The organism is Helicobacter pylori HUP-B14, assembly GCF_000259235.1.
Classification (GTDB): Bacteria; Campylobacterota; Campylobacteria; order Campylobacterales; family Helicobacteraceae; genus Helicobacter; species Helicobacter pylori_CU.
Map to the genome: position 1 here is coordinate 1100972 of NC_017733.1, position 24279 is coordinate 1125250.

General features: G+C 38.5%; 26 protein-coding genes and 2 pseudogenes. 2 read left to right on the forward strand and 26 right to left on the reverse strand.

Annotated elements, in window-relative coordinates; genetic code table 11:
* Nucleotides 1–7 precede the first annotated feature (7 nt).
* The 3 genes and pseudogenes from HPB14_RS05235 to HPB14_RS08005 form a co-directional block, all read right to left on the reverse strand.
* Nucleotides 8–811 (reverse strand): ATP synthase subunit B family protein, encoded by an 804-nt coding sequence (locus HPB14_RS05235; protein ID WP_195182607.1) that lies wholly within the window; start codon nucleotides 809–811, stop codon nucleotides 8–10.
* Nucleotides 811–1229, reverse strand: a pseudogene (locus HPB14_RS05240) (RipA family octameric membrane protein). Before HPB14_RS05240 ends, HPB14_RS05235 begins: the two are co-directional and overlap by 1 nt.
* A gap of 5 nt (nucleotides 1230–1234) precedes the next feature.
* Nucleotides 1235–4135 (reverse strand): annotated as a pseudogene (locus HPB14_RS08005) (DUF3519 domain-containing protein).
* On the opposite strand from HPB14_RS08005, the gene HPB14_RS05260 reads away from it, so the two are divergent.
* Together HPB14_RS05260 and HPB14_RS08290 are read left to right on the forward strand one after the other, a co-directional pair.
* On the forward strand, nucleotides 4104–4304 hold the full coding sequence (locus HPB14_RS05260; RefSeq protein WP_041199427.1) for a hypothetical protein: 201 nt from the start codon (nucleotides 4104–4106) through the stop codon (nucleotides 4302–4304). The pseudogene HPB14_RS08005 and the gene HPB14_RS05260 overlap by 32 nt on opposite strands.
* A 13-nt stretch (nucleotides 4305–4317) precedes the next feature.
* Complete coding sequence (locus HPB14_RS08290; protein ID WP_000468125.1) at nucleotides 4318–4542, forward strand: hypothetical protein; 225 nt, start codon at nucleotides 4318–4320, stop codon at nucleotides 4540–4542.
* A 3-nt stretch (nucleotides 4543–4545) separates the two neighbouring features.
* On the opposite strand, the gene HPB14_RS05270 is transcribed toward HPB14_RS08290, so the two are convergent.
* The 23 genes from HPB14_RS05270 to soj all read right to left on the reverse strand — a co-directional run bounded on the left by HPB14_RS05270 (nucleotide 4546) and on the right by soj (nucleotide 24276).
* Entirely contained in the window at nucleotides 4546–5316 is a 771-nt protein-coding gene (locus tag HPB14_RS05270; RefSeq protein ID WP_000540132.1) for an HP1117 family Sel1-like repeat protein, read from the reverse strand.
* Nucleotides 5317–5559: 243 nt separating this feature from the next.
* Nucleotides 5560–7263, reverse strand: a complete 1704-nt coding sequence (gene ggt / locus HPB14_RS05275) for a gamma-glutamyltransferase (protein ID WP_001254573.1) — start codon at nucleotides 7261–7263, stop codon at nucleotides 5560–5562.
* A gap of 187 nt (nucleotides 7264–7450) precedes the next feature.
* Nucleotides 7451–9271 (reverse strand): flagellar hook-associated protein FlgK, encoded by a 1821-nt coding sequence (flgK, locus tag HPB14_RS05280; protein ID WP_000508875.1) that lies wholly within the window; start codon nucleotides 9269–9271, stop codon nucleotides 7451–7453.
* A 1-nt stretch (nucleotide 9272) separates the two neighbouring features.
* The gene (locus tag HPB14_RS05285; protein WP_000260924.1) at nucleotides 9273–9707 is read right to left on the reverse strand and encodes a hypothetical protein; all 435 of its coding nucleotides are present in this window, start codon (nucleotides 9705–9707) and stop codon (nucleotides 9273–9275) included.
* 143 nt (nucleotides 9708–9850) lie between these two features.
* On the reverse strand, nucleotides 9851–10789 hold the full coding sequence (dcm, locus tag HPB14_RS05290; protein WP_014658508.1) for a DNA cytosine methyltransferase: 939 nt from the start codon (nucleotides 10787–10789) through the stop codon (nucleotides 9851–9853).
* A 159-nt stretch (nucleotides 10790–10948) separates the two neighbouring features.
* Nucleotides 10949–11152: a flagellar biosynthesis anti-sigma factor FlgM gene (locus HPB14_RS05295; protein ID WP_001864146.1), complete on the reverse strand. Its 204-nt coding sequence runs from the start codon at nucleotides 11150–11152 to the stop codon at nucleotides 10949–10951.
* Between the two features lie 63 nt (nucleotides 11153–11215).
* The gene (locus HPB14_RS05300; RefSeq protein ID WP_001088955.1) at nucleotides 11216–11422 is read right to left on the reverse strand and encodes a hypothetical protein; all 207 of its coding nucleotides are present in this window, start codon (nucleotides 11420–11422) and stop codon (nucleotides 11216–11218) included.
* 31 nt (nucleotides 11423–11453) lie between these two features.
* The gene (locus HPB14_RS05305) at nucleotides 11454–12011 is read right to left on the reverse strand and encodes an FKBP-type peptidyl-prolyl cis-trans isomerase (RefSeq protein WP_001179299.1); all 558 of its coding nucleotides are present in this window, start codon (nucleotides 12009–12011) and stop codon (nucleotides 11454–11456) included.
* A complete protein-coding gene (locus HPB14_RS05310; protein WP_000825109.1) occupies nucleotides 11998–12993 on the reverse strand; it encodes a hypothetical protein in 996 nt (331 codons plus the stop codon). The genes HPB14_RS05305 and HPB14_RS05310 overlap by 14 nt, the downstream gene beginning before the upstream one ends.
* 7 nt (nucleotides 12994–13000) lie before the next feature.
* A complete protein-coding gene (locus HPB14_RS05315; RefSeq protein WP_000831157.1) occupies nucleotides 13001–13540 on the reverse strand; it encodes an outer membrane protein Omp18 in 540 nt (179 codons plus the stop codon).
* Nucleotides 13541–13606: 66 nt separating this feature from the next.
* Nucleotides 13607–14860, reverse strand: a complete 1254-nt coding sequence (gene tolB, locus HPB14_RS05320) for a Tol-Pal system protein TolB (protein WP_001269996.1) — start codon at nucleotides 14858–14860, stop codon at nucleotides 13607–13609.
* Nucleotides 14857–15681: an energy transducer TonB gene (locus HPB14_RS05325; RefSeq protein WP_000045034.1), complete on the reverse strand. Its 825-nt coding sequence runs from the start codon at nucleotides 15679–15681 to the stop codon at nucleotides 14857–14859. The genes tolB and HPB14_RS05325 overlap by 4 nt, the downstream gene beginning before the upstream one ends.
* 18 nt (nucleotides 15682–15699) lie before the next feature.
* Entirely contained in the window at nucleotides 15700–16101 is a 402-nt protein-coding gene (locus HPB14_RS05330; RefSeq protein ID WP_001105106.1) for an ExbD/TolR family protein, read from the reverse strand.
* Between the two features lie 51 nt (nucleotides 16102–16152).
* Entirely contained in the window at nucleotides 16153–16722 is a 570-nt protein-coding gene (locus HPB14_RS05335) for a MotA/TolQ/ExbB proton channel family protein (RefSeq protein WP_000460425.1), read from the reverse strand.
* A gap of 10 nt (nucleotides 16723–16732) precedes the next feature.
* On the reverse strand, nucleotides 16733–17104 hold the full coding sequence (gene atpC / locus HPB14_RS05340) for an ATP synthase F1 subunit epsilon (RefSeq protein ID WP_001196331.1): 372 nt from the start codon (nucleotides 17102–17104) through the stop codon (nucleotides 16733–16735).
* Nucleotides 17105–17114: 10 nt separating this feature from the next.
* A complete protein-coding gene (gene atpD, locus HPB14_RS05345; RefSeq protein ID WP_014658509.1) occupies nucleotides 17115–18515 on the reverse strand; it encodes a F0F1 ATP synthase subunit beta in 1401 nt (466 codons plus the stop codon).
* A gap of 32 nt (nucleotides 18516–18547) precedes the next feature.
* Nucleotides 18548–19453: an ATP synthase F1 subunit gamma gene (gene atpG / locus HPB14_RS05350; protein WP_000002195.1), complete on the reverse strand. Its 906-nt coding sequence runs from the start codon at nucleotides 19451–19453 to the stop codon at nucleotides 18548–18550.
* Between the two features lie 14 nt (nucleotides 19454–19467).
* Nucleotides 19468–20979 (reverse strand): F0F1 ATP synthase subunit alpha, encoded by a 1512-nt coding sequence (gene atpA / locus HPB14_RS05355; protein ID WP_000080477.1) that lies wholly within the window; start codon nucleotides 20977–20979, stop codon nucleotides 19468–19470.
* 22 nt (nucleotides 20980–21001) lie between these two features.
* The gene (locus HPB14_RS05360; protein ID WP_001153184.1) at nucleotides 21002–21544 is read right to left on the reverse strand and encodes a F0F1 ATP synthase subunit delta; all 543 of its coding nucleotides are present in this window, start codon (nucleotides 21542–21544) and stop codon (nucleotides 21002–21004) included.
* Nucleotides 21545–22060, reverse strand: a complete 516-nt coding sequence (locus HPB14_RS05365) for a F0F1 ATP synthase subunit B (RefSeq protein WP_000498432.1) — start codon at nucleotides 22058–22060, stop codon at nucleotides 21545–21547.
* Between the two features lie 3 nt (nucleotides 22061–22063).
* Nucleotides 22064–22498 carry a FoF1 ATP synthase subunit B' gene (locus HPB14_RS05370; protein WP_001027619.1) on the reverse strand — a complete coding sequence of 145 codons (435 nt, stop codon included), beginning with the start codon at nucleotides 22496–22498 and terminating at the stop codon, nucleotides 22064–22066.
* A 110-nt stretch (nucleotides 22499–22608) separates the two neighbouring features.
* On the reverse strand, nucleotides 22609–23481 hold the full coding sequence (locus HPB14_RS05375) for a ParB/RepB/Spo0J family partition protein (protein WP_001107354.1): 873 nt from the start codon (nucleotides 23479–23481) through the stop codon (nucleotides 22609–22611).
* 3 nt (nucleotides 23482–23484) lie between these two features.
* The gene (soj, locus tag HPB14_RS05380; RefSeq protein WP_014658510.1) at nucleotides 23485–24276 is read right to left on the reverse strand and encodes a chromosome partitioning ATPase Soj; all 792 of its coding nucleotides are present in this window, start codon (nucleotides 24274–24276) and stop codon (nucleotides 23485–23487) included.
* Between the last annotated feature and the right edge of the window lie 3 nt (nucleotides 24277–24279).

A 24279-nucleotide genomic window follows, 5' to 3' on the forward strand; every position in this document is an offset into this window, starting at 1 on the left:
ACACGCCTTATTCAATCTCAAAAAAATCAATGTTTTGATAATGATCGGTTTTTTTCGCTTCAGTAATCTCGCTTGTGGCTTGGGTTTTTTCTTTTTTGATGTTGTTTAAAACTTCTTGCTTATTGGTGTTTATTTGATTTGTAGCGCTCTCTTTGGCTTCGTTAATGTTAGTGATCGCTTGCGTTTGATTGTTGCTTATTTCGTTGTTAGCGTTGTTTTTCGCTTCGTTAATGTTAGCTATCGCTTGCGTTTTATTCGTGCTTATTTCGTTGTTAGCGCTTTCTTTAGCTTGGTTTATCGCTTCAAGGCTTTGGGTTTTGTTTTCTGTGATTTGATGGTTAGCGTTATCTCTGGCTTGGTTTAAAAAGATTTGATAGCTCGTTAAAAGCCTTGTAGTGGTTTCTATGATTTGATTTTCTAGCTTTTTAACTTCGCTTTTAATGTTTTCAGTGTTAGCGTTTAAAGTAGCAGTTACTTCTTGCTCGTTGGTGCGCATGCTCGTATTAAACTCGTTAAAAAAGCGCTCGTATTCTTTCATTTTTAATTTCAAGCTCTCGCCGGCGTTACTCAGCCATTCAATGGAATTTCTTAAACTGCTATCTATTTCATTCGCATTCTTGAAAAAATCCAAACTCAAAAGCACTTCTAAAATCCTAACAATCCCTTTAAGGCTTAGTTTTATTTGATCCGTAAAAAGCGCGTTACTATGTAAAGCGTTCTGTAATTGCTTTAAGAGTTCGTTAGTGATTTCTTTCACTTCGGGCTGTTCGCTTATTTCTAAAGCGCTATTAGGTAGATTAGGGTAATTGATCATTTCAACACTCCGTGATTATCTATAAGAGAGATAGTAATACGCATCCCAAAAATAAGATAACTAACTAATAAAAAAATAATATATACATTTTCTACATTAAAAAATATTTTTAAATTTTCATTAAGTTTTTTAATGTTTTCCCATTCATCATTAGTTACTTCCATATTCAAATCCTTTTCTAATTCGCTAACGCTGTCAAATTTCAAGCTCTTAGCGCTTTGAAAATCTTTCTTTTGCCACTCATAAAGCAAATAGCAACCTACCACTAAAAACAAAAAATACAAATGAGGCTTATTGGTAAAACTCACGCTTAAACAAACCATGTTAAGACCAAAAAAAATAAAAGCGTTTTAATGCGTTTATTAAGCATGTTCCTCGCTTCTAAGATAATGTCAAAGGGTTTCATTTCTTTCATTTGTTTTATTCCTTTTTTATTTTTTTTGTGGTAGGATTAGGTCCTACGGAGTTTAAAGAATTAAACGCCTTTTCTTTAGTGATTGCTTGCGGAGTAGACCGTAACGCTTGCTTCTCTGTATCATACAATTCATAACTGCTTATCACCCAATGATTTTCTAATTTTTCATTTTTCCACTCATTATTTAATCCCACTCTCTTGTTATCATAATCCACAAACACACGCCCTAAATGATCCGTTCCTTTAGTGCCTTTCTCTAACACTTCAGGGATTGATTTAACGATATTTAGGGCGTATTCTTTAGCTTCTGTTTCACTTAAGCCTTTCTTCATCTCGTTAGATATTCTACGCTCTAATATATGCGCTAAGCCATAACCGTTGCTATCTTTAGTCTTTGGCGTTCCCCAAACTAAATCAATATCTCCTAATCCTTCCTTATAAAACGCTCCCGCTACAAAACCTTTTTTAGTTTCTAATAGCTTGTTAATCGCTCCTAAGCCATCACCCTTGAACTCGCTATAATTCTCTCCCCATTCGCTAGGCGCTTCAAGTTTTTGTTTTATCCCTTTCTCGCTCTCTTTTTGCATGTCTTTAACGGCTTCTATCAAGCGCTTTAAAACGGGATTATTTTCGTTCGGCTCTCTATTCACCATTAAAAGGTAATGCGCAAAATCGTAAATATCAATATCCTTAAATTCCTTACTATCAGGGTTAAACATGTCTTTGGTAAGATCTGCGATCTTAAATTCTTTCAAACCTTTTTTAATGTTATCGCTCTTTAAGGCTTCAAATAACGCTTTGCTAGGATCATCAAACCTCGCAAAGCGCGCGATCGCACCTCCTAAAATCTCGCTTATATCGCTCGTAGTTTGATCGCTCTTTTCAAACATCTCTAAAGAACTCGTTTTATAGAATTTCTCGCTCAAATCTTTTAAGCTCTCGCTTGTAGTTGGATAATTCTTTAAATTCGCAAAACTGCGATCCATGATATCGCTCAAATAAGCGTTAAGGCTTACATTAGGAAAATTCATGTCGTGGATTAGATTGTGAAAACTCCCAGCGTTATCTACAAACATTTTTTTCACATTTTCATAGCTTTTAATATCGTTAGAAAATTCTTTCTGCCAACGATTGAGTAACTCTATCCCTTGCGTTTTCGTCCTTGGCATGTTAAACATTAAAAGGGCTAGGTTGCTATCGCCTACATTAGGGTGAGTGGCTTTGTCAAAATTCAAATTTTTAGCAACGATATTTTTAAGTGAGTAGATGCTATCAGCGTCTAATTTTTGGTCTAATTCTTTCAATTTCGCTTCATAGTGGCTTAAAACCGCTATCGCATGATCGCTTTCGCTATTAAAACGTCCTTGATTAGAAGAAGCCGCTAAATTGTTGATCTCGGTGTTGTTTAATCTATTGTGCGGCACTCTCACTAACAGCTCGTCTGGTTTTAAGTCTATGTGATAGTATTCCTTGATCGCTTTCTCGTAAGCAAAACGGCTTTTAGGCGTGAAGTTTAGCATACCAGCTATGCGGTGGTTTCCTGCGATCACTTGCCCATCGTGTAAGATAATCGGTAAATCTTCAAAACCTCCGCTCCCAAATATCTTTTTAGGATCAAAATTTTCAGCGATGCTTTTAATCTGTTCTTCGTTCATGTCCGTGCGTTTTTGCGTCCCGCCTGTGGTAAAGCTTGGTTTCAAATCTTTAGCTTTGACGATCGCATAATCTAGATCGTAAATCTCTCGCTCGTTCAACCTTACTCGGCTTTTTGGTAGTTGCTCCTGTGTTTGTGTAGGTATATCCTCTCCTACTTCTATTTTAGTCTGGCTTTCAATGTTGCCTGCATTGCCGCGCTCGTGCTCTAATTTCTTTTTTAACGCTTCTTTACGCTTTAATTCTTGCTCTTTAGCTTTTAAAAATTCTTGTTCGCTTTGTAGGGCTTCGCTTTCTAACTTCGCTAACTTTTCGGCGTTGGCAAGTTCTAGGGGGCTTAAATTTTTAACTTCTTGGGTGGTTTCGTTTAAGTTTTCGCTTGTTTTTAATAAATCCTCTTGACTATTTAGTGGTTTTTATATAATATTTTCTGTAGCACCACTATGACTATGGGAACTCAACCCATGGGGCACCTTCGCGTTAGCGTCGAGTGAGGTGCTTGAAAATTCTTTATAAACATCATTATTCTTATAATCTCCGTTACTTTTGAACATCGTTTTTAAAACTAATTCATTTTTCTTATTGACCGCTTGCTCTACCACTACCGCATAGCCGTTGATTTGTTTAAACGCTGTTATATTTTCTTTATTTCCTTTTCCTATGGCTCTAATAATTTCATCAGCGTTATTAACAATATCTCTATAATTAGCTATATCTTCGTAAGTGATAGGGCTTTCACCATTTCTAACATTAACAGAATTAACGCCATGCCTTTTGAGTATGTGAGCGATAGCATCATGATCTAAACTCGCTCTTATGTTTTGCTTAAAGTTAGCGTCTTTTAAAAGTTCTAATTCTTTGTTAGAGGCTTTTTCTATAATCATTTTTTTGTTGTTTTTGTGTAAAAATTCAACCATTTCAGGGTTTAGGTTATTCACTCCAAAAGTGATCGCATCTCTCCCGCTTGTAGGGATTTCTGCGTTATTTAGTATCTCTTTGATTTGTTCGTTAGTGAGTTTTTCATTAGAAAAATCAAACGCTTTCTCTTTGATTTCTTCACTGGCTTGCTTGATTCCGTTAGTAAGCTCTTCAATGATTTTAAGCGTGTTGTTGGAAAATTTAGCGTTTTTGGCGCTCAAGTTTAAATTTTTACTAAATTCGCTTATGCTGTGGCTTCTCTCTAGCGCTCTTTTAATGTGATACTTTAAAGCCGCTCCTGCGGTGGCTTCGTTTAAGGCTTTGGGTAACTTCACGCCTAAAATGCGATCGGGCGCGTTGCGGTATAAAGTCCCTAGCGTGAATTTAGTCCATTGGTATTTTAACGCTCCGCTTAAAGTGGTCGCTAAACCTTGGCTTAAGTTTTTCGTAATGGCTGGCTTTAGGCTTTCGGCGATCTTAGCGTCGTTTTTAAAAAGCTTGTGAAAACCGCTCGCTATTGTTTGGAGTTTGTAAATTTAGGGGGTTTGTTAAGATTGGGGGAGTATTTAAGGCAAAAACAGAGCAAGGTTATAGCAAACAATATTTTTTGGCTAAAGTTTTTGGTAGGAAGCCACTTAGCCATGAAAATGCAATGTCTTTAATCTATCGCTTCAAATCAATTGTTCAAAAACGCATGCTACTTAAAATAAAACAAAAATCCTTGAATCAAGCCCAAGTTTGAGAGTTATCGGCTTGAAGTGTTCTTTTTCTTACAATTTTTATCAATGTCAAAATCGCATGCTTTTTGCATGTATTCTTCAGCCTTTTGCTTATCTTTTTCCACGCCTAACCCATACCGATAAGACTCTGACAACCCTTCATAAGCTCTAGAAGAACTCATGTCAGCCGCCATTTTATAATAGACAATCGCCTTATCTTTGTCTGGCTCAATACCCAATTGATCATTCCCACTATAATAAATATCCCCTAAAAGGATATAAGCTTCTACATTACCCTTATGCATCGCTTTTCTAAAGCACTCTGTCGCTTTCACATAGTTGCTTGGAACGCCCCTACCCTCCATATACATGATGCCTAAGTTGATATAAGCGTTAGTATAGCCCTTCTCTGTAGCTATTCTAAAATACTCCACGGCTTTTTTTTCATCTTTAGGCACGCCCCTACCCTCTTTATACATCACGCCTAAATTGTTATACCCTCTAGGCATATCGTTATCAACCGCTTTTTGAAAATATTCAGCCGCTTTCTTGTAATCTTTAGGCACACCCCTACCATTTTCATACATGATCCCTAAAAGAACATAAGCAAGCGGTTCGCCATTTTTAATAGCACTCTTATAAAAAGAAGCCGCCCGCTCATATTCCTTATTATTATAGGCTTCCTCCCCTTTATAAATATAACTCCTTTTTTGTTCAAGGTGTTCTGCACCAAGAACACTAAATAAACATAAACTTGCCAAACAAATCTTCAAGGCTAATTTGCTTGCGTATCCCATTGTTACTCCTCTGCTTTAATAAGATCAAACATAATGTGAATGGCTACCAATCTTAAAAAAGAAACTGCATGCGTTCTAAAACCAGCAAACATTCTCAAACTCCATTCTGCATATACCATATTTAGATCTAATATCGTCTCTTGTAATGAGAAATTTTACACTATTTTTATGAATTTTAAAACTAAATTTAAGATTTTCTCGCTAAAAAAGTCCCCCCTCCCAAAACAATAAGGCTAAATAGGATTAAAATTCTTTCCTTGGATCCGTTGCCCCATAGAAAACGCTCCCTTTAGTTTTAGGCAAAACTTGGATCGCATTCACATCGCCCATGACCGGCTTGGTAACGATTTGATAGCCCATTTTAGTGAGGTTATCTTTCACATCAGCGGGCATGCCAAACTTTTCAATCCTTAATTCATCAGGGAGCCATTGCATGTGGAATCTAGGGGCTGAGACCGCTTCAGAAACATTCATATTATAATCAATGACATTAGAAATCACTTGCAACACCGTAGTGATAATCCTAGACCCTCCAGGGCTTCCCACCACCAAGAAAACCTTATTGTTTTTCAACACGATCGTAGGCGACATGGAGCTTAAAGGGCGTTTATTGGCTTCAATCGCATTCGCATCGCCCCCTACTAAACCATAGAGATTGGGATTCCCTGGCTTGATGGAAAAATCATCCATTTCATTGTTCAATAAAAATCCTGCCCCATCAATACTAGCAGCGCTCCCATAAGAAGCGTTAATGGTGTAAGTAACGCTGACTGCATTCCCCCACCTGTCCGCTACAGAATAATGCGTGGTGTTGCTCCCCTCATGCAACTGCCCCATTCCTGGCTTGATTTGAGAGCTTGGCGTGACCGTATCTGGCTGGATAGCGTCAAAAATCTTTTTGGCATACGCTTTATTAATCAATTTATCCACCGGCACTGAAACAAAATCAGCGTCTCCCATATAAACCGATCGGTCCGCATAAGCCTGGCGCATCGCTTCTGCAGCGATATGGATATTCTTAGAAGCCCCATACCCAAGAGCGCTTAAATCCGCATTCTCCATGACATTTAAAATCTGGATCAAATGCGTACCTCCCGAACTTGGTGGCGACATAGAAATGATCTTATACCCACGATAACTCCCTACCACGGGTTTGCGCCATTTCACATTGTAACTGGCTAAATCTTCTTTAGTGATAATCCCTCCATTTTTTTTCATATCTTTCTCAATAAGCTCAGCGACTTGCCCTTGATAAAAACCTTTAGCGCCTAGCGTTTTGATTTGATTCAAAGTCTTGGCTAGATCTTTTTGGACAAACAAATCCCCTTCTTGATAATCAAGATGCCCTTTTTTAAAAAAATACTTTTTGCTAGAACTGTATTTTAAAAACCGCTCCCTTGCTTCTTTTAAGGTTTCTGCTTGTCTTTGTGAAATCGCATAACCATTTTCAGCCAATTTAATGGCAGGATCAATGAGTTGCGATAGTTTTTTAGTGCCGTATTTTTTCAACATCGCTTCCATGCCCGCCACCGTTCCAGGAACCCCAGCCGCCAAATAGCCATCTTCGCTGAGTTTAGGGACTACATTGCCTTGCTTGTCTAAAAACATGTTTTTAGTGGCTTTTAAGGGGGCTTTTTCTCTAAAATCTAAGGCAACATTTTCACCATTAGCTAAATGGATAACCGCAAAACCCCCACCACCAATATTGCCTGCTGCAGGATGGACGACCGCTAGAGCAAAACCTATCGCTACCGCCGCATCAATCGCATTACCCCCATCTTCTAAAACCTTTTGCCCAATTTCAGTGGCTAGCGGGTGGCTAGAAAGGGCTAACCCCACTTTAGTGTTTTTAATGGGCGGGTAACTCGCTGTGCTCAAAGGGCTTAACAAACCCAAAGAGAGTGCTATCACGCCCAAGCCAATCGTCTTTAAAAAACTCCGTCTCATCTGTTTTCCTTTCAATCAGTTACGCTTAAAATTTCGTTGTTATTATAACACAAGCTTTACAAAACACCCTCTCGCTTATAGCTTATAATGGCTATTAAGCACTATCGTTAATGAGTTTTAAAATAAATAGAGTTTAAAAAATAAGTTACATAAGGCTTGTTTGATAAAAACGCTATGGGTAGAAAACTTATTGTTTAATCCCCAATAAAGTGTCTATCATCCGATCAATAGCGGTAATGACTTTAGCGTTAGCGGCATAACCGCTTTGAAATTTGATTAGATTCAGCATTTCTTCATCCACGCTCACTTGCGAAATAGAGAGTTGCTCTTTTTTAATGGTTTCTAACATGCTCTTTTTAGTGTCCAAGATACGCCCTGATTTTTCAGCGTCCGTGTTGATTTTACCGGTTAAAAATTGATAAAACTCGCTGATTTTCATTGGTTTGATGTCAAACTTGTCGTTATAAAAATCCACGCTGTCGTATTGCAATTGCTGCATCATGTTCGCCACATCAAAATTCCCGTTAATGGGAGCAAGCCATGGGCGGATAGTGGTAGGCTCTTTTTTGTATTCTTTATTCAAGCTGATATTAGAAGCGTCATCGCCTTGAAAAAAGGGGTTGAGTTTTAACGCCCCCATAAAATTCGTGCCATCATCTTTCATGGAGACAAACAACCCTTGCGAAGCGTTTTTAGGCTGGATAACAAACTTTTTAGTCTCATTGTTAAAGCTCGCTGTGAAATAATCATCAAAATCGTTTTCGGTGTTATTGTCTTGATTGTCATCGGTGTTAGCGTTAATGGCTTGGATAATGTCGTTCATGGTTGTAATGGGCGTGATAGCAATGGTTTTCCTGGCGATTTCTTTACCATCGGTGTTGTAAGCGATTAAATCAAACGAGCCGTTTTTGATATTATAATTAGTGTCTTTAAAGGCTTCATCGCTGTTAAACTCCACAGGTTCGCCTTCAATATGATGACTCGCGCTTTGAGCGTAAATCGCATTCGTGGATTCTATCAAGCCCCTAGCAAAAGAATCCAACAAATCAATATAATCTTGCAACTTGCCCTTTAAAGTCCCGTTAGAGCCGTCATTATACACATTCAATAACGCCCCCACTTTCCCTTGATTGAGCTTATCGGTAATATTAGTGAGCTTAAAATCATCGCTTTGAAAATAGATTTGATTCAAACCCCCTTTATTTTCGGATTCTTTAACCACTAAAGGATGGAAAATAGAACCATCAATGATATTGAATCCATGCCCGATATTAAGGTTATAGCTCTCATCAAAATCCGCTGAGTCTTTATCGGTGAGCGAATGAGTCTTAATGCTGCTTTTAAAAACATTCCCCCCCAAAAGCTCTCGCAAATGAAACTCTAATTCATCTCGCTTATCCCTTAATTCATTCGCATGCTTTAAGCTCTTGTTGTTTTCCACTTCTTTAATGCGTTTGTTGATCTCAGCGATTTGAGAACCCAAGCTATTGACTTCTTTAATGACGCTTTTTAATTCTTCGCTCGCCTTGTGCTGTAAGGTCGTTAACCTCTCTCTGGTGTCTTTAATGTTGTGCGTTAAAGCTTCTGTTTTTTGAGCGAGAGCCTGTTTTTGAGCGGAGTCTTTGGCGTTTTTAGACAATTCTTTCCATGAGTTAAAATAATCTTGCAAATCCGTAAAAAGGCTCGCTTCATCAATGTCCGGAAAATACGCGCTCGCTTCTTTTAAATGCGAAAACTCTGTATCGTAATAAGTGTTTTCGTAATTAGCCTTCGTGTAACGAGCAAAAACAAACTCATCATGCACCCTTTCAATGGCTTCTACATCCACGCCCATATTCACATTTTTAGTGCCATACATGTAAGCCGCTTGAGGCTTTGCGATCACGCGCTGACGGCTATAAAATTCATCGCTAGCGTTAGAAATATTATTCCCGGTAACATCCACCATGCTCTGATGGGCTTGCAAGCCGGTGTAAGAAGTGTTGAGTGAAGATAAAATCCCGCCCATTTTACGCCTGCACTCTTAAAAAATGACTCCCCACATGCCTAGAGCCTTTATAATCGCAGGTGTCATGGGGAATGATTTGTTGGATGAGCGAAGAATAAAACTCAGAAACCGCAAACGCCATGCGCGAATAAATCAAGTTTTTTTCTTTCAAAACAAACAAGGACTCTCGCATTTGGTTTAAAAAATCGCTCGTTTTTTCGTCTAATAACTCACTCATTTCTTTATTAGGGAATTGATTTTTTAAAGACAACATTTGCGCATCTATATTCGCTTTTTCTTTTTCAAAAGCTTGAATCGCTAGCTGTTTTTGATGGTTTCTTTCAAAAATTTCGGTGTGTTTAGCGAGCTTAATGTCTCTTATATCGCGCTCGGTTAAATCAATCAATTCTTTCAATTGGTTTAGCGCGTTTTCTAAATGAGAATGTAAAACGACCATAACAAATCCTTTAGCTCTTATTTCAACCATATTCAAGCAAATACTATGCCGTTTTATTTTGGATTTTTCAGTTTGTTGTAAAACTCAATTTCTTAAGGGGATAGGGGGTGTTTTGAAATCATTTTCCCCTTAAAACTCCCTTATTAGATCGCCTTTAACATTTGCTTAGCGATAGTGGCAATCACATTCACGCTCATCGCATTCCCCGCTTGGGATAACAAATGGCTTTCTTTAAAGTTAGGGTTGTCTTTAATCTTAGCGATCAAATCTCTAGGAAATCCTTGTAAAAGCAGGCTTTCAATAGCGTTTAATCTTTTGATTTTGCCTTTTTGGGCATAAAACAAGCCATGCCGAGAAGTCCTTAAAGTAGGAAAAACATTAAAATACAACCTTAAATCAGATTGTCTTGTGTCTAAAACAGTGTTTTCTAAAGTTAAAATATTCTCTAAAGAAACCCGGTTATGGTTGTATGGGTTGTGCAAGTATCTTTGGAAAGTAGCGTTACTCACATCCAAATAGCATTCATTATCAGCGTCTAAAAAATCCTTAAAACAATAATCATTGGCTAAACCTAAAGGAAAGACAAAATGATGTTTTAAATCCTTCCTAAACCCTACAATATAAAGGCGTTCTCTGTTTTGGGCTAATTGGAAATCAGCGCTGTTTAAAATTTGATAATAAGTTGTATAGCCCGCTTCTTGCAAGGCTTTGATAATGGTTTTAAAAGTTTCTTGTTGCTTATGATGGATCAAGCCCTTAACATTTTCAAGCAAGAAACATTTGGGCTGTTTGACTTTTAAGATACGAATAATCCCATAAATAATAGTCCCTCTTTCATCTTCAAGCCCCTTCCTTTTGCCATTGATAGAAAAAGCTTGACAAGGAAACCCACTAATGAGCGCATCAAAATCGGGTAAATCATTAGGATTGATTCGCATCAAATCCCCAAAATTATGGGTATCTTTAAAAAATAATTCATAAGTTCTAAGGGCTTCATGATTGATTTCGGCATGCCCTACGCATTTTAAATGGCATCGCTCCAAGCCCAAACGGCCTCCACCAATACCAGAACAAAAATCCATAAAAGTTAAAATTCCCAATCAATCATTCCTAACACACAAAAAAACATGCCCTATTTAAGAAAGCAACAAACGCATTTCAAAATACAAAAAAACTAAACTTCAATGAAAAACAAAACGACAGCGAGAATAACCCCCCTAGAAATGAAGCCCTTAAACCCCCTAGCTTATCCCCAATAAATCCTGTGCCATTTTGTGAGAAGTCTCATGCAAGTTGATTTTATACTGGTTATTTTCAATCGCTTTCTTGATCTCAGCTACCCTATCAAGAGCGGCCTCATTGTTTTCAACTTTTTCATTCTTTTCCACACGCTTATAATTCCCCAAAGACTGCACCGGAGCAAGAGAAGAAACGGCATTAATCATTGTAAAATCCTTTAATTTGATATTCATTCCATCACAGCAAGTATCGGCAAAAAAGAAAAAAAGTTAATGGATTTTTGAAATCTGTTTTTGCAATTCCTTACCAAATTTCTTGGTGGTTGTGATGGGTTTTTTTCCGGTTTCTGCCACAGAGCCAAAAGATTGCGATTGCAAACTTTTAAACATAAAAAACATTAAAAAAATTAAAATATAACAAAATAAAAAAAAGCAAATGGTAGGGAATAGCCAATTTTTGAGGTTAGAACTATTCATGACCTTGCCTTTTAAAGACTCCTATACCTTACTACCCATGCGAACATGAGCAACCACAACCCCCACCTTTCTTTCCGCCATGACCCCCATGACCGCCACAGCAACCTGTCCCACCGCTGTGGTGTGAAGCTAAAATTTCTTCTTCGCTCACTTCCCTAAAACCTAAAACCTTGAAACGAAACGCTAAAGTTTTCCCGGCTAACGGGTGGTTATAATCCACCATCACATGCGTGTTGCTAAAGTCTTTGATAGTGGCTTGAATGGTTTGGTTGTCTTCAGTTTGCCCAAAAACGCTCATGCCTTTTTCTAATTCAATGCCTTCAAATTGATCTCTAGGAACTTCTTGCAAATAGCTGCTTTCATAAACCCCATAAGCTTCCTCTGGGGCGATGACAACCTCTTCCCACTCGCCAATTTGAGCCTTTAATACCGCTTTTTCTAACCCTACTATGATTTGATTAGCGCCTATGATAAACTCTAAAGGCTCTTTAGAAATATTACTATCTAGCACTTCGCTAGAGCCTTGTTCTCTCACTTCATATTCAATCAAAGCGGCTTGCTTGATTGATTCTAAATCATGGTTTTGCATGGTGGTGTTTCTCCTTGTTTTCTAAGATTTTTTGTGCCATTTTAACTTGTTCGCTTGAAGGATACAAGTGTTGCAAAGTGTTTAAAAATTTATAATAGTTTTGATCGTCTTTGATTTTTTTAAACGACCATGCCGTATGCCACAAAAGCACAGGCATGTAAGACGCTTTTTTATTTAAAAGAGCGCTCTCTTTGTAATACTTGATCGCTTCTCTATACTTTTTCTCTCCATAAGCCACTTCTCCAAGAACATAACGCACATAATAAAGTCTGTAACTATTGGCTTCTAACCACAACAAACGCTCTTTAGCTTCTGCATAGGATTTGTTTTTAAAAAAAGACAGAGCTTCTTGAAAGATCTCTTTTTGCTTGGACAGATCTTTATCAAACTCCACTTTCGCCTTTTCTTGGGTTTTTTTCTCTTGATTTTTTGGGGCTTCGGCTTTTAAAGAAGGGTTTTTATTGGCCGGAACGCTTGGTTTGAGCGGCTTTTCAGCTTTTTCCTCTTGTTCTTTTAGGGCTTTTTGGATTAAGGCGATTTGTGAAACCAAATCCTGGCTTAACTTGGTCAATAATTCACTCATCTCTTTATTTTGCTTGTCTAACTGCTGGATAGCTTGCTGGTTAGCGTGGATCTCATTCCTCAAATCCTCTAAAGTTTGCGATTGCTGCTTTAATGTGTTAGCCTGCACTTCTTGAGAGGCTTTTAAGGCTCGCAAGGATTCTTCTTGGGAAAGGATAGCGTTATTGAGATCTTTAATCTTATTAGCCTGCCCCTCATAAACGCTTCTCAAACCCTCTTGAGCTTGAGTGTTAGCCTCCACTTGCGAATGGATTTTGGTCAAAATATTAGAAAAATTCTTACTATTGATTTGCAACTGCTTGAGTTCTTTTTTGGTCGCTCCGCTTTGCAAATCAAACGCTGAAGGCTCCCCATTGAGAAAAAAGGGAGCGATAAAAGGGATAAAAAAAAGCCTTTTCATCCTAGAATTACTTCACTAATTTGACATCCACTCTTCTGTTTTCTTTATAACACTCTCTAGTTTTTTGGGCGCATTTGGGTTTGGTTTCACCAAAACTGATGGTTTTGATCATATCTTTTTCTACCCCCTTAATGACTAAAGCGTTTTTCACGCTCAAAGTCCTTTTAACGCCAAGCGCTTGGTTGTATTCGCTAGAGCCAAATTCATCGGTATTGCCTTCCAAAAGCACTTGCATGTGGTTTTCTTTAGCTTTTTGCACGATTTCATCCAAAGTCTCTTGATCGGATTCTTTGATCTCATACTTGTCAAAATCAAAATAAATAGAAGCGATGATAGTCCCGCTCTCAACAGCCGGTTTTTCTTCAACCACTGGAGCTGGCTCTTGTTTAGGCTCTTCTTTCTCTGGAGCTGGTTCTGTAGTAACAGGTGCAGTCTGAACCGTTTTAGCACTCACATCGCCAGCCACAGTCTTATTATCCATTTTATGACTACAGCCAGCTACCAATAAAAAAGCTACCAAGAAACTAAATACAGAAGATCTCTTCATTATAAATTCTCCAAGAATCAAATTTTAATAAGTGTAAATATTAACTCACATTCGCTTAATTTAACCTTACCAATCAAAGGCTTGTATTTTCACATTCTTTAAGGGGAATAAAAAACTCTGATTATAGTCTAGCAAAATAAGCCCCATGGCGTATTCTTGGGGTGTCTTTTTGATATACATGATATTTTTCCCATCCATAGAAAAACGAGGCATCTGGTTAGAGCCATTCACGGTAAGTCTGCGGATATATTTGCTATTTAAGGCGATCAAATTCAAATTAAACACCGTTTTGCCAAATTCATTAAGATTTTCCCGGCTCACATACACAATACTATCTTTATAAGCGTCAATGGATTCATTGCTTCTCCCTTCATAAAGGAGTTGCTCCGCGCTCTCTTTTAACCCCAATTTCTTCATATAGATGTTAGGATAACCGGATCTATCCGAAACAAAAGCCATAGACTTGTCATCTTCTAAAAACACTCCTGAGACATCTATCCCAGGATAGCGCGTTATTTTGGTTTTAGTTTTTTTATGCGTATCATATAGATATACATCCGGTTGGCCATCAGGGGCTAAAGACATTAAAATTTTAGAGCCATCAGAACTCACGCTAGAGACCACAGCCATTCCTTGAGAGCTAGCGATATTCTCATGAGTGGCTTTTTGAATGTTGTATTTTAAAATCATGGGCGTTCTTTCGCCATACTGCGTGTAATAAAACTCCGTTTGCTCAGCGTTCGCCCATTTAGGGAAAATATTGAGTCGGTTATTTTTGATGATTTCTTTTTGATAACGCATCGTGTAATCGGCTAGTGCGATATTTGTGATTCCTGGTCCAATGTATTTAGAAAAAACAATAAGGCGCTTCATCCAAGCGATAGAAGGAGCTTTTAAATAATCATTCACCACAATGGCCATGTTGTGCGCTGCAAAAGGGTATAGATCGGAACTTACAATGGGGTAGTCAAAAGTCTTTTTGAGCGTTCCTGTATCCACATCATAAAGTTTTAATCGTGAGATTTTATTGCCGTTTTCTACCGCCACGCTCACAAGTGCTACAAGATGGACTTTTTTATCCTTGAGTTCTGCGTAATTGATAGCGCCTTGATCCTTGTTTTGAGAAACATCAAAATGCTGGCTAGTCTTTAAATCGTTCGCTAAGACTTCATGCAATTTTAAAGCGTAATTGGCATCGTTATCTATAGAGTAGCGCACTTCAATCTTAGGAAGTTTTTGAATGGTTTTAATAATATCTAGCGTTTTATCCGTTGCAAAAAGCCCTATAGTGTGTATTAAAAAAAGCCATAAATACCTCATTGTTCTTCCTTAGTGGTGAAATTAACTTGAATAGAAATCATGTTTCCTCCAGGATATGGGGGGAAATCCACTTTCTTTAAATCATTTAAAAGGGTCATCACACTCTTGTTATAATCCTTAAAATCGGAGTAACTAAGAATGGTATAATCAAACTCCCCATCTTTAGTGATCATAATCAGCGCGCTCACTGAAGCCTTGTGATAAAAAACCCCTTTCCAACCTTTATATAAAATCTGATAGATTTGAGCGTACCATTCTTGATAAGCCTTTTCATCAACCCCATCTTGTTTAGGGATTTGCAAATCTAAAGTTTTGTTTTTAACGCTTTCTAGTTTTTGTGCGAATTGATCCAAATTCTGTTGCAAATCTTTCAACATCTCTTGATTTTTTTGGTTTTTTCTTAAGCGTTGCTGTTCTTTTAAACGCCTTTGCTCTTCTTCTTGCTCATTTTTTTGCTCATCTTTTTGGGCGTTTGTGTCTGTCTTTTCTTGAAAATCATTGAGTGAAGAAAAAATATCTTCAAGGCTTTCTTCTTGTTCTTTAGGATCAATAAAATCGCCCTCTTTATCAGTTGCATTTTTTTCAACTACTTTTTCATCTTTTTTTTCTTCTGCTTTTTCAGCGATTTTTTCATCTTTTTTTTCATCGCTTGGCAAATCTTCTAAATTCAAATCAATGACTTGTTCGTTTTTTTTGCCCAAATCTAAAAGGATTTTCTCCGCTTCTTTATTGTGCTTTTCTAGCAACAAACCATATAATAACAAAGCATAGAGCAAGAACGCTAAAAAGCCAGAAACAACAAAGATCGCGCTCTTACTCATGCAAATTAGCCCTACTTTTTAAGGACTTGTGATTAAAGAAACTTTTAAAAAACCCGCTTCTTTAATCGTTTTTAACAAATAAATCACTTTATCATAAGTCAATCGTTTGTCCGCACGGATACTAACCCTAGTATCTTTATCGTATTTCTTAGAAAGCAAGTTGAAAGTATCCGGGAAAGAGTTGTATTCATAGGTTTGACTATCTATATAGATTTTTGCGTCTTTATCCATGCGGATCTCTATCATTTTATCTTGAGTGGCTCTAGCAGTTTTTGAACCAGAAGGCAAAGCAATCTCTTCTTTATAAGTGAGAGTGGGCGTCGTTACCATAAGAATAGCCAATAAAACAAGCATCACATCCACTAAAGGCGTGATATTGAGTTCTGGCTTGTCTTCATCCCAATAGTTATCATAATTCATAAAAACCTTCTAACTCCCTATTTAAGATATTTATAAAATCCCCTTAAAGCTTTATTTTTTAGAAGACAAAATATCCACTTGCATCTGCACATAAACCGATAAATCATACACCTTGCGTTTTAAAATCAAGTAAAAAGAATAAGCTGGAATGGCCGCTAAAATACCTGCAGCGGTGGCGATAAGAGCCTTAGAAATAATGGGTGCAATCACCCCAAAAGAAGCCTGACCTAACGCGCCCAAATTGTTAAACGCTTCTAAAATTTCAACCACCGTCCCAAACAAACCAATAAAGGGGGCTGTAGAAGAGATAATGCTCAACACCACTAAACCTGTCGTGCTTTGCTTAAGAACTTGGTGTTTCCAAGCTTGCAACAATTCATTAGAATACCTTTTGGTCTCATCATTTCTTTTTTTATTAAACATGAAATGCTCTGGAGCGTCTTGCGCCCCATTAAGAATGTTAGACAAAGATTGCATCTCGCGCCTGAGTTCAATCTTTAACACAATGCTTTTATACAAAAAGACCCATAAAGTCATCACCAAATAAAGCGAAATCCAAACTAAAACAAGCGTAGTAACAAACCCGCTCTTATTGAAAAAATAAACGATTGAATCGAACATGATTATCCCCTTAAAGAGACTCAATCTTAGCCAGCACGCTAGAGACCGCTAACCTGTCAGAGCTTGCGTCCTCTAAAAGCTTTTTAGCCCTAGAGATAGCATCGTCTCTGTCGTCTGATTCTTTTTTAATAAAGACCGCCCCATCGGCTAAAATATCCACCCGTTCATTAGTAACTTCTGCATAGCCCCAATTGATCGCAATGTGCTCTTTTTGATTCTCCGTTTCAATCTCAACCACTCCCGCCTGAAGCAAAGTAATCATGTTGCTATGCCCATAAAGCACCCCAAATTCCCCTTCAACTCCTGGCAACACAACGCTTTTAACCTCTCCTGTATAAACTTCCCCCTCAGGAACTACCACACTAATTTTCAACAAAGCCATCACAAAACCCTTAGGAATTTTTCATGTTTTTAGCTTTTTCTAAAACCTCTTGAATGCTGCCCACCATGTAAAACGCGTTTTCAGGAATATGATCGTATTTGCCCTCTAAAATCCCTCCAAAGCCCTCTAAAGTCTCTTGGAGAGTCACATACTTACCGGGACTTCCTGTAAACACTTCAGCCACAAAGAACGGCTGGGATAAAAACTTCTCAATTTTTCTGGCCCTTTCAACCGTTTTTTTATCCTCTTCGCTCAATTCGTCTAAGCCCAAAATCGCAATAATGTCTTGCAGATCCTTGTATTTTTGCAAAACCTGCTGGATACCGGTGGCGATTTCATAGTGTTTCTCGCCAATCATTTGAGGGCTTAAAATCCTTGAAGTGGAATCTAAAGGATCCACCGCCGGATAAATCCCTTTTTCAGCGATCTTTCTATTCAACACCGTAGTTGCATCTAAATGCGCAAACACCGAAGCAGGGGCTGGGTCAGTCAAGTCGTCTGCTGGCACATACACCGCTTGAACCGAAGTGATAGAGCCATTTTTAGTGGAAGCGATACGCTCTTGAAGTTTCCCCATTTCCCCAGCTAGCGTGGGCTGATACCCTACGGCTGAAGGGATACGGCCTAATAGTGCGCTCATTTCCGCACCGCTTTGAGCGTATCTAAAGATGTTATCAATGAACATCAACACGTCTAAGCCCTTTTCATCACGAAAATACTCCGCCATTGTCAAGCCGGTGAATGCGATGCGATTCCTCGCACCTGGTGGCTCATTCATTTGCCCATAGCACAGCGCGACTTTGTCTAAAACGCCCCCTTCTTTCATCTCAAAATACAGATCGTTCCCTTCTCTGGTGCGCTCCCCCACACCCGCAAACACCGAATACCCGTTATGTTTGTAAGCCACATTATGGATAAGCTCCATAATGATCACCGTTTTCCCTACGCCAGCCCCACCAAACAAGCCTACTTTACCGCCCTTAGAATAAGGCGCAAGCAAGTCAATGACTTTAATACCGGTTTCAAACATTTCTGTTTTAGTGCTTTGCTGCTCAAAACTAGGGGCTTTTCTGTGAATGGGCCAAGTTAAGGACGGCTTAAGAGGTTCTAAATTGTCAATGCTCTCGCCCACAACATTAAAAATACGCCCTAACACTTCTTCGCCCACAGGCACTTCAATCATTTTGCCACGAGCTTTGATCACTTGGTTACGCACTAAGCCTTCTGTCATATCCATAGCAATCGCTCGCACCCGATTACCTCCCAAATGGGCTGCCACCTCTAAAACTAAAGATTTTTGAACGCCATTGACTTCAAAATTAATGTCTAACGCTTCAAAAATCGCCGGCAGATAGGATTCAAACTCCACATCTACCACCGGGCCTAAAACCTGAATGATTTTACCTTCCATCGCTTTCATCGCTCCTTATTTTAATGTAATTTTTATTTTAGGGCTTCTACGCCAGCATTGATTTCTACTAGCTCGGTCGTAATCGCCTCTTGTCTGGCTTTATTATAAGAAATAGTTAAAGTTTTAACCAAATCTTTAGCGTTATTCGTCGCTGTATCCATAGCCTGCATTCTAGCGCTATGCTCTGCAGCTAAAGAATCAATCAAAGCGTAGTATAAACTATACTCCACATATTTTTCTGCCAAAGAGTCTAAAATTTCATCTTCACTCCCGCTTGGCTCACTAGTAATAGTCTCTTGCGTCTCATTAGGCTGAGGGTTTTGGTGGATGATTTTATACCCAATCGGCAAAATTGTTTTCACTCTTATTTCTTGGCTGATCATGTTTTTAAAGCCATTATGAATGATAATCACCTTATCGGTTTTCCCACTCAAATAATCCTCTACCACTTTTTTCATGAATTCCTGTGCGCGTTCATAATTAGGCGTAGAACTCAAATTATTGATCTTGTCTAAAACCTCTATCCCGTTAAAGCTAAAATACTCATTACCCTTTTTACCAATACCGCGCAAACGCACTTTAATGTCTTTTTCTTTGTATTCATTCGTGCATGCTAAAACTTTTTTAATGGTATTGGTGTTAAAGCCCCCACAAAGCCCCTTATCGGCTGTGATAAAAATAATATCCACTTTTTTGATTTCAAGTCTTTCTAGTTCCCTAAAATACTTGCTTTGAATGTCTTCAATCCCTTGATTTTTCATCTTGGATAGCACATCATCAAACACAGCGTCTAGTTTCAGTGCATACGCTCTGGAATTTCTTGCAACTTCTTCAGCTTTTCTTAGCTTGGAAGTGGAAACGAGTTTCATCGCATGCGTGATTTTTTGCGTGTTTTTAACGCTTCCAATTTTCTTTCTAATGTCTCTTAAATTCGCCATATTCTAGCCGTCTCCTACTCGCTATAAGTGAGCTTAAATTCCTCTAAGACTTTTCTTAGCATGGCTTCTAAATCCTTATCTAGCACTTTTTTAGTGTGGATTTCTTCTAAAACTTGGGGGTATTTTGCTTCCAAGAAAGGGTGCAGTTGCTCTTCAAAATCCACAACTTTTTTCACGCTCACGCTGTCTAAAAAGCCCTTAGCCCCAGCGTAAATAATGACCACTTGCTTTTCAATAGGCAAGGGCGAATAAGGGGCTTGTTTCAGCACTTCCACCATGCGTTGCCCCCTTTCTAATTGCTTCTTACTCGCTTCATCTAAATCAGAAGCGAATTGCGTGAAGGCTTGCAACTCTCTGTATTGCGCTAAATCCAGGCGCAAAGTCCCTGAAACCTGCTTGGTCGCTTTGATTTGAGCGGCCCCTCCAACCCTTGAAACCGACAAGCCCACATTAATAGCCGGGCGGATCCCTGAATAAAACAAATCCGTTTCTAAGAAAATTTGTCCGTCTGTAATAGAAATGATATTCGTAGGGATATAAGCTGAAACATCGCCCGCTTGAGTTTCCACAATAGGGAGTGCGGTCAAAGAGCCGGCACCCTTTTCATCGCAAAGTTTAGCCGCTCTTTCTAAAAGCCGTGAGTGGATATAAAACACATCTCCAGGAAAAGCCTCCCTACCTGGGGGTCTTCTCAAAATCAAAGAAATTTCTCTGTAAGCGACAGCATGCTTACTCAAATCATCATAAATGATTAGGGCATGGCGGGCATGATCTCTAAAGTATTCCCCCATAGCTACACCTGAATAAGGGGCTAAATATTGCATTGCAGCTGAATCTGAAGCCGAAGCGTTGATCACGACGCTGTATTCCATCGCTCCGTATTCTTCTAATTTGCGGACCACTTGCGCAACAGTGGATTCTTTTTGCCCAATAGCCACATAGATACAGATCACATTTTGCCCTTTTTGGTTAATGATCGCATCGATCGCTACGGTGGTTTTACCGGTTTGTTTATCCCCAATGATCAATTCCCTTTGCCCGCGCCCAATAGGAACTAACGCATCAATAGCTTTAATGCCAGTTTGTAAAGGCTCATGCACCGATTTTCTGTCCATAATGCCCGGGGCTTTTTGCTCTATTAGGCTAAACTCATTCGTTTCTATCTCGCCCTTGCCATCAATAGGCTCACCCAAAGCGTTCAACACACGCCCTACAACCGCATCGCCAACAGGAACTTTCATCAAATTCTTCGTGCGTTTAACGCCAGTCCCCTCTTTAATATTGTTGCCAAAACCAAACACAATCACGCCAACGCTATCTTCTTCTAAGTTAGCCGCAACGCCTTTATCCCCTGTTTCAAACTCCAGCACTTCATACGACATCACACCATTTAAGCCATAAACCTTAGCCACACCATCAGCGTATGAAACGACTTTTCCTACTTCAGCCATATCACAATCAAGTTCAAAATTCTTGATTTTTTCTTCAATAACCGAGCTGATTTCTTCCAATTTTAGTTGGGACATTATCTTTATCTCCTTAGATTGATTAAATAGATTGAATAACCTGTTTTTCTATTTTCTTTAAAATATCTTCTTTAGAAAAGCCTATTTCTAAATCCAGGCTTGAAACGCTCAAAGAAACCCCTTTTTTAGACCAAGTGTCTTGAGCGATTTCTACAGGGGCGTTAAAACGTGCTTGCAATTTTTGTTGCACGGCTTCTAGTTCATTATTTTCAAGCTTTTCTGGGACTAAAAGTGTGGCTTCTAAAGTCCTTTTAGAATCAAAAGACAGCTCTTCAGCGACTAATTCCAACATGTCAAGCCGGTTATTTTTTAACACCACTTCCATTACAGGCTTTAAAACTGAACATGCTTTTATAGAAGTTATTTTTTCTAAGATTTCAAATACAACCTCTTTTTTAACTTTTAAAGAAACATGAGCTAACACCTGGTTGAGTTTGTGTAACTTTATGGCTTCTGCTACATTTTTAAGCCCCACAACGATTTCTTCCAATAACGCTAGATCGCTTTTAGTGTGGTTTTTCAACGCCTTAGCATAATGCTTAGCGATCACTTTTAAATCTTGCATTTAAAGCCTTTGTTTCAAAATATTCACGCAATCTTGCGCATTGAAAGAGACTTTTTTGCTCTCTCTTAGATCTTTAAAAACGCTTTCAACCAGCTCTCTTTTGATCTTTTTAACTTCTAAATCCATCAACGCCTTAGAATTTTTGATCAAATTTTCCACATCCATTTTGGTTTGCAATTCGTATTTTTGCGTGATCGTGTAAGCTTCTTTATTCGCATCAGAAATAATTAATTCAGCTTTTTCTTTGGCTTGCTCTAATTCTTTAAGGAGTTTTTTCTTATTTTCTTTACTCACTTTAAGTTGGGCTTGAATTTCTTCTAAGCGTTTGGAGATTTCAAGGCTTTTGGAGCGTAAAAATGAACGCAGTTTTTTAGCCAAAAAATACCACAAAATCCCCGCAAATAAAAGGAAATTTAAAGAACGCTCTATAATATCTGTTTGTGAAATATCCAATCCAGTAGCGCACAAAGGGCTTAAAAGGATCAAAAACCCTAACACCATTTTAACTACAAACATTCATCAACTCCCTAAACCCATAGCCACACGCTTGTTTAACTCGTCTTCAAATACCGGCATTTGTGCTTGCAACTGCTCTTTTAGCGCTTGCTTTTCATTTTGCAATTGCTTTGCAAACGCTTCAAACTCTTGATTGAGTTCGTTCTCTTTTTGCTTGATCACAGCGTCATAGGACTCTGTGGCTTTTTGAATCGCTTCTGCTATTATTTCTCTGCGTTTTTCAGCCGCTTCCTTAAGAAGAGTCTCAATTTGATGACCAATCTCCACGCTTTGGGTGTTATCCGTTTTGATTTTAGCCAAGCTATCCTTTATCTCTGCCTGTCTGTTATCCATAAAAGCCAACAAAGGCCTATACACCCAAACATTCATCGCCCACAACAATAACACAAACACCACAAAAACGACCGCCATTAAATAGGGGTTAACCGATATATTCATAACCTATTTCTTTCCTAAAATCCTACAAAATATTTGAAACTCGCATTTGTTATAAAAACATTAACTCTATCTTAACAAAAAATCGCTTAAAAATTGAGAATATCTAAGCATTAAGACATCATTTTTTTCATAAAAGCCTCTAAAAGAGAATTTTTATAACATCGTAAAATGATTTTATTCCCTTTTAAAGCCGCTTTAAGCTTGTAACGATCCCACAAACTTTGATTAAAACGCTCTAATTCATCTTCAGCGATGAGCGTTTGGGTTTGCTTGAAACCATGTTTTTTATTGTCAAAATTTGCGTTTATTTTAAAATCACGCGTTAAATCTTCTGTCTGGCGCACGCTGAGTTTCTGCCCTATGATGGAATTTAAAATCAATTCTTGTTTTTCTTCATCCAAACCCACCAAGACTTTTGCATGCCCTGAAGTGATTTTTTCTTCTAAAAGAGCGTTTTGAACCTTAGAAGAGAGCGTCAATAAACGCATGATATTAGCCACATGGGCTCGGGATTTTTTAACGATTTTAGACAGCTCTTCTTGGGTCATTTGATAGCTTTCAAGCAATTCTTTATAAGATCTAGCCAACTCTAAAGGGTTTAAATCTTCTCGTTGGATATTTTCAATCAACGCCACTTCACGCATTTTCTCTTGCTCAATATCCACAACAATCGCCTTAATCGTAGGCATTTTAGCTAATTTGCTCGCTCTTAAGCGCCTTTCACCCGCGATCAAATGGTAACGCCCGTTCTCACTCACCACCAAAACCGGTTGCAACAAACCATGTTCTTTAATGGATTGTGCTAATTCTTCTAAAGAATCTTCGCTAAAGATTTTTCTGGGCTGGTAAGGATTAGGCATCACCTCATCAATACCAAGCTCCACAACCCGATTCGCTCTTTCATACAGCCCTTGCTCATACACTTCATTGATCTCAGGGAAAATATCCGCTAAACCCCTACCCAACACTTTATTTTTTGCCATATGCTACCCTTGAAGAATACTTTGAGCTAATTTTTGATAAGCGATACTGCCATTAGATTTAATATCATAGAGCAAAATGGGCTTACCAAAGCTAGGCGATTCCGCTAGTTTCACGCTTTTAGGGATCATAATATACTCTCCTGTAGCTGAATCTCTAAAAAACTCTGAGTCAAAATACTTGAACAATTCCGCTAAAACCCCTTTTGTCAAATTGAGTTGAGGGACATGCATTGTGGGTAAAAAACCTCTGATTTTGAGCTTAGAGTTCGTGCTTTTTTGCAGCATTCTAATGGTGTTAAGCAACAATTTAGTGCCTTCAAGGGCAAAAAATTCGCATTGGATAGGAATGATCACCGAATGGGCTGCTGAAAGCGAATTGATCGTGAGAGGCCCAAGAGCTGGCGGGGAATCAATAATGATATAATCATAAAGTCCCACCACGCTCTCTAATGCGTTTTTGAGCATGAGCTCGCCTCGTTTGTTCTCATCTTGGCTGTCATAAAAGGTTTTTTCAAACCCGGCCAAACCCAAATTAGAAGGCACTAAATCCAAAAAAGGCATTTGGGTTTTTAAGATCACTTGAGAAATTTGCTTACGGCCAATCAGCACATGATAAATATCATAATCAATTTTATCGCGCCTAAAACCCAAGCTTGAAGTGGCGTTGGCTTGAGGGTCAAAATCAATCAGCAAGATTTTTTTTTCATGCACCGCTAAAGAAGCCGATAAATTAACCGCCGTTGTCGTTTTGCCCACACCCCCTTTTTGATTAGCCACTGCAATGATTTCACTCATCAT

Coding starts and splice junctions, on each gene's coding strand:
- HPB14_RS05375 (WP_001107354.1), bottom strand. CDS start 23,481: ATGGCAAAAAATAAAGTGTTGGGTAGGGGTTTAGCGGATATTTTCCCT.
- HPB14_RS05285 (WP_000260924.1), bottom strand. CDS start 9,707: ATGGTCGTTTTACATTCTCATTTAGAAAACGCGCTAAACCAATTGAAA.
- atpC (WP_001196331.1), bottom strand. CDS start 17,104: ATGGCTTTGTTGAAAATTAGTGTGGTAGTTCCTGAGGGGGAAGTTTAT.
- HPB14_RS05330 (WP_001105106.1), bottom strand. CDS start 16,101: ATGAATTATGATAACTATTGGGATGAAGACAAGCCAGAACTCAATATC.
- ggt (WP_001254573.1), bottom strand. CDS start 7,263: ATGAGACGGAGTTTTTTAAAGACGATTGGCTTGGGCGTGATAGCACTC.
- flgK (WP_000508875.1), bottom strand. CDS start 9,271: ATGGGCGGGATTTTATCTTCACTCAACACTTCTTACACCGGCTTGCAA.
- HPB14_RS05300 (WP_001088955.1), bottom strand. CDS start 11,422: ATGAATAGTTCTAACCTCAAAAATTGGCTATTCCCTACCATTTGCTTT.
- HPB14_RS05370 (WP_001027619.1), bottom strand. CDS start 22,498: ATGAATATATCGGTTAACCCCTATTTAATGGCGGTCGTTTTTGTGGTG.
- tolB (WP_001269996.1), bottom strand. CDS start 14,860: ATGAGGTATTTATGGCTTTTTTTAATACACACTATAGGGCTTTTTGCA.
- HPB14_RS05310 (WP_000825109.1), bottom strand. CDS start 12,993: ATGAAAAGGCTTTTTTTTATCCCTTTTATCGCTCCCTTTTTTCTCAAT.
- HPB14_RS05295 (WP_001864146.1), bottom strand. CDS start 11,152: ATGATTAATGCCGTTTCTTCTCTTGCTCCGGTGCAGTCTTTGGGGAAT.
- HPB14_RS05305 (WP_001179299.1), bottom strand. CDS start 12,011: ATGCAAAACCATGATTTAGAATCAATCAAGCAAGCCGCTTTGATTGAA.
- HPB14_RS05325 (WP_000045034.1), bottom strand. CDS start 15,681: ATGAGTAAGAGCGCGATCTTTGTTGTTTCTGGCTTTTTAGCGTTCTTG.
- HPB14_RS05360 (WP_001153184.1), bottom strand. CDS start 21,544: ATGCAAGATTTAAAAGTGATCGCTAAGCATTATGCTAAGGCGTTGAAA.
- dcm (WP_014658508.1), bottom strand. CDS start 10,789: ATGGATTTTTGTTCTGGTATTGGTGGAGGCCGTTTGGGCTTGGAGCGA.
- soj (WP_014658510.1), bottom strand. CDS start 24,276: ATGAGTGAAATCATTGCAGTGGCTAATCAAAAAGGGGGTGTGGGCAAA.
- HPB14_RS05315 (WP_000831157.1), bottom strand. CDS start 13,540: ATGAAGAGATCTTCTGTATTTAGTTTCTTGGTAGCTTTTTTATTGGTA.
- atpA (WP_000080477.1), bottom strand. CDS start 20,979: ATGTCCCAACTAAAATTGGAAGAAATCAGCTCGGTTATTGAAGAAAAA.
- atpG (WP_000002195.1), bottom strand. CDS start 19,453: ATGGCGAATTTAAGAGACATTAGAAAGAAAATTGGAAGCGTTAAAAAC.
- atpD (WP_014658509.1), bottom strand. CDS start 18,515: ATGGAAGGTAAAATCATTCAGGTTTTAGGCCCGGTGGTAGATGTGGAG.
- HPB14_RS05365 (WP_000498432.1), bottom strand. CDS start 22,060: ATGTTTGTAGTTAAAATGGTGTTAGGGTTTTTGATCCTTTTAAGCCCT.
- HPB14_RS05335 (WP_000460425.1), bottom strand. CDS start 16,722: ATGTTCGATTCAATCGTTTATTTTTTCAATAAGAGCGGGTTTGTTACT.
- HPB14_RS05270 (WP_000540132.1), bottom strand. CDS start 5,316: ATGGGATACGCAAGCAAATTAGCCTTGAAGATTTGTTTGGCAAGTTTA.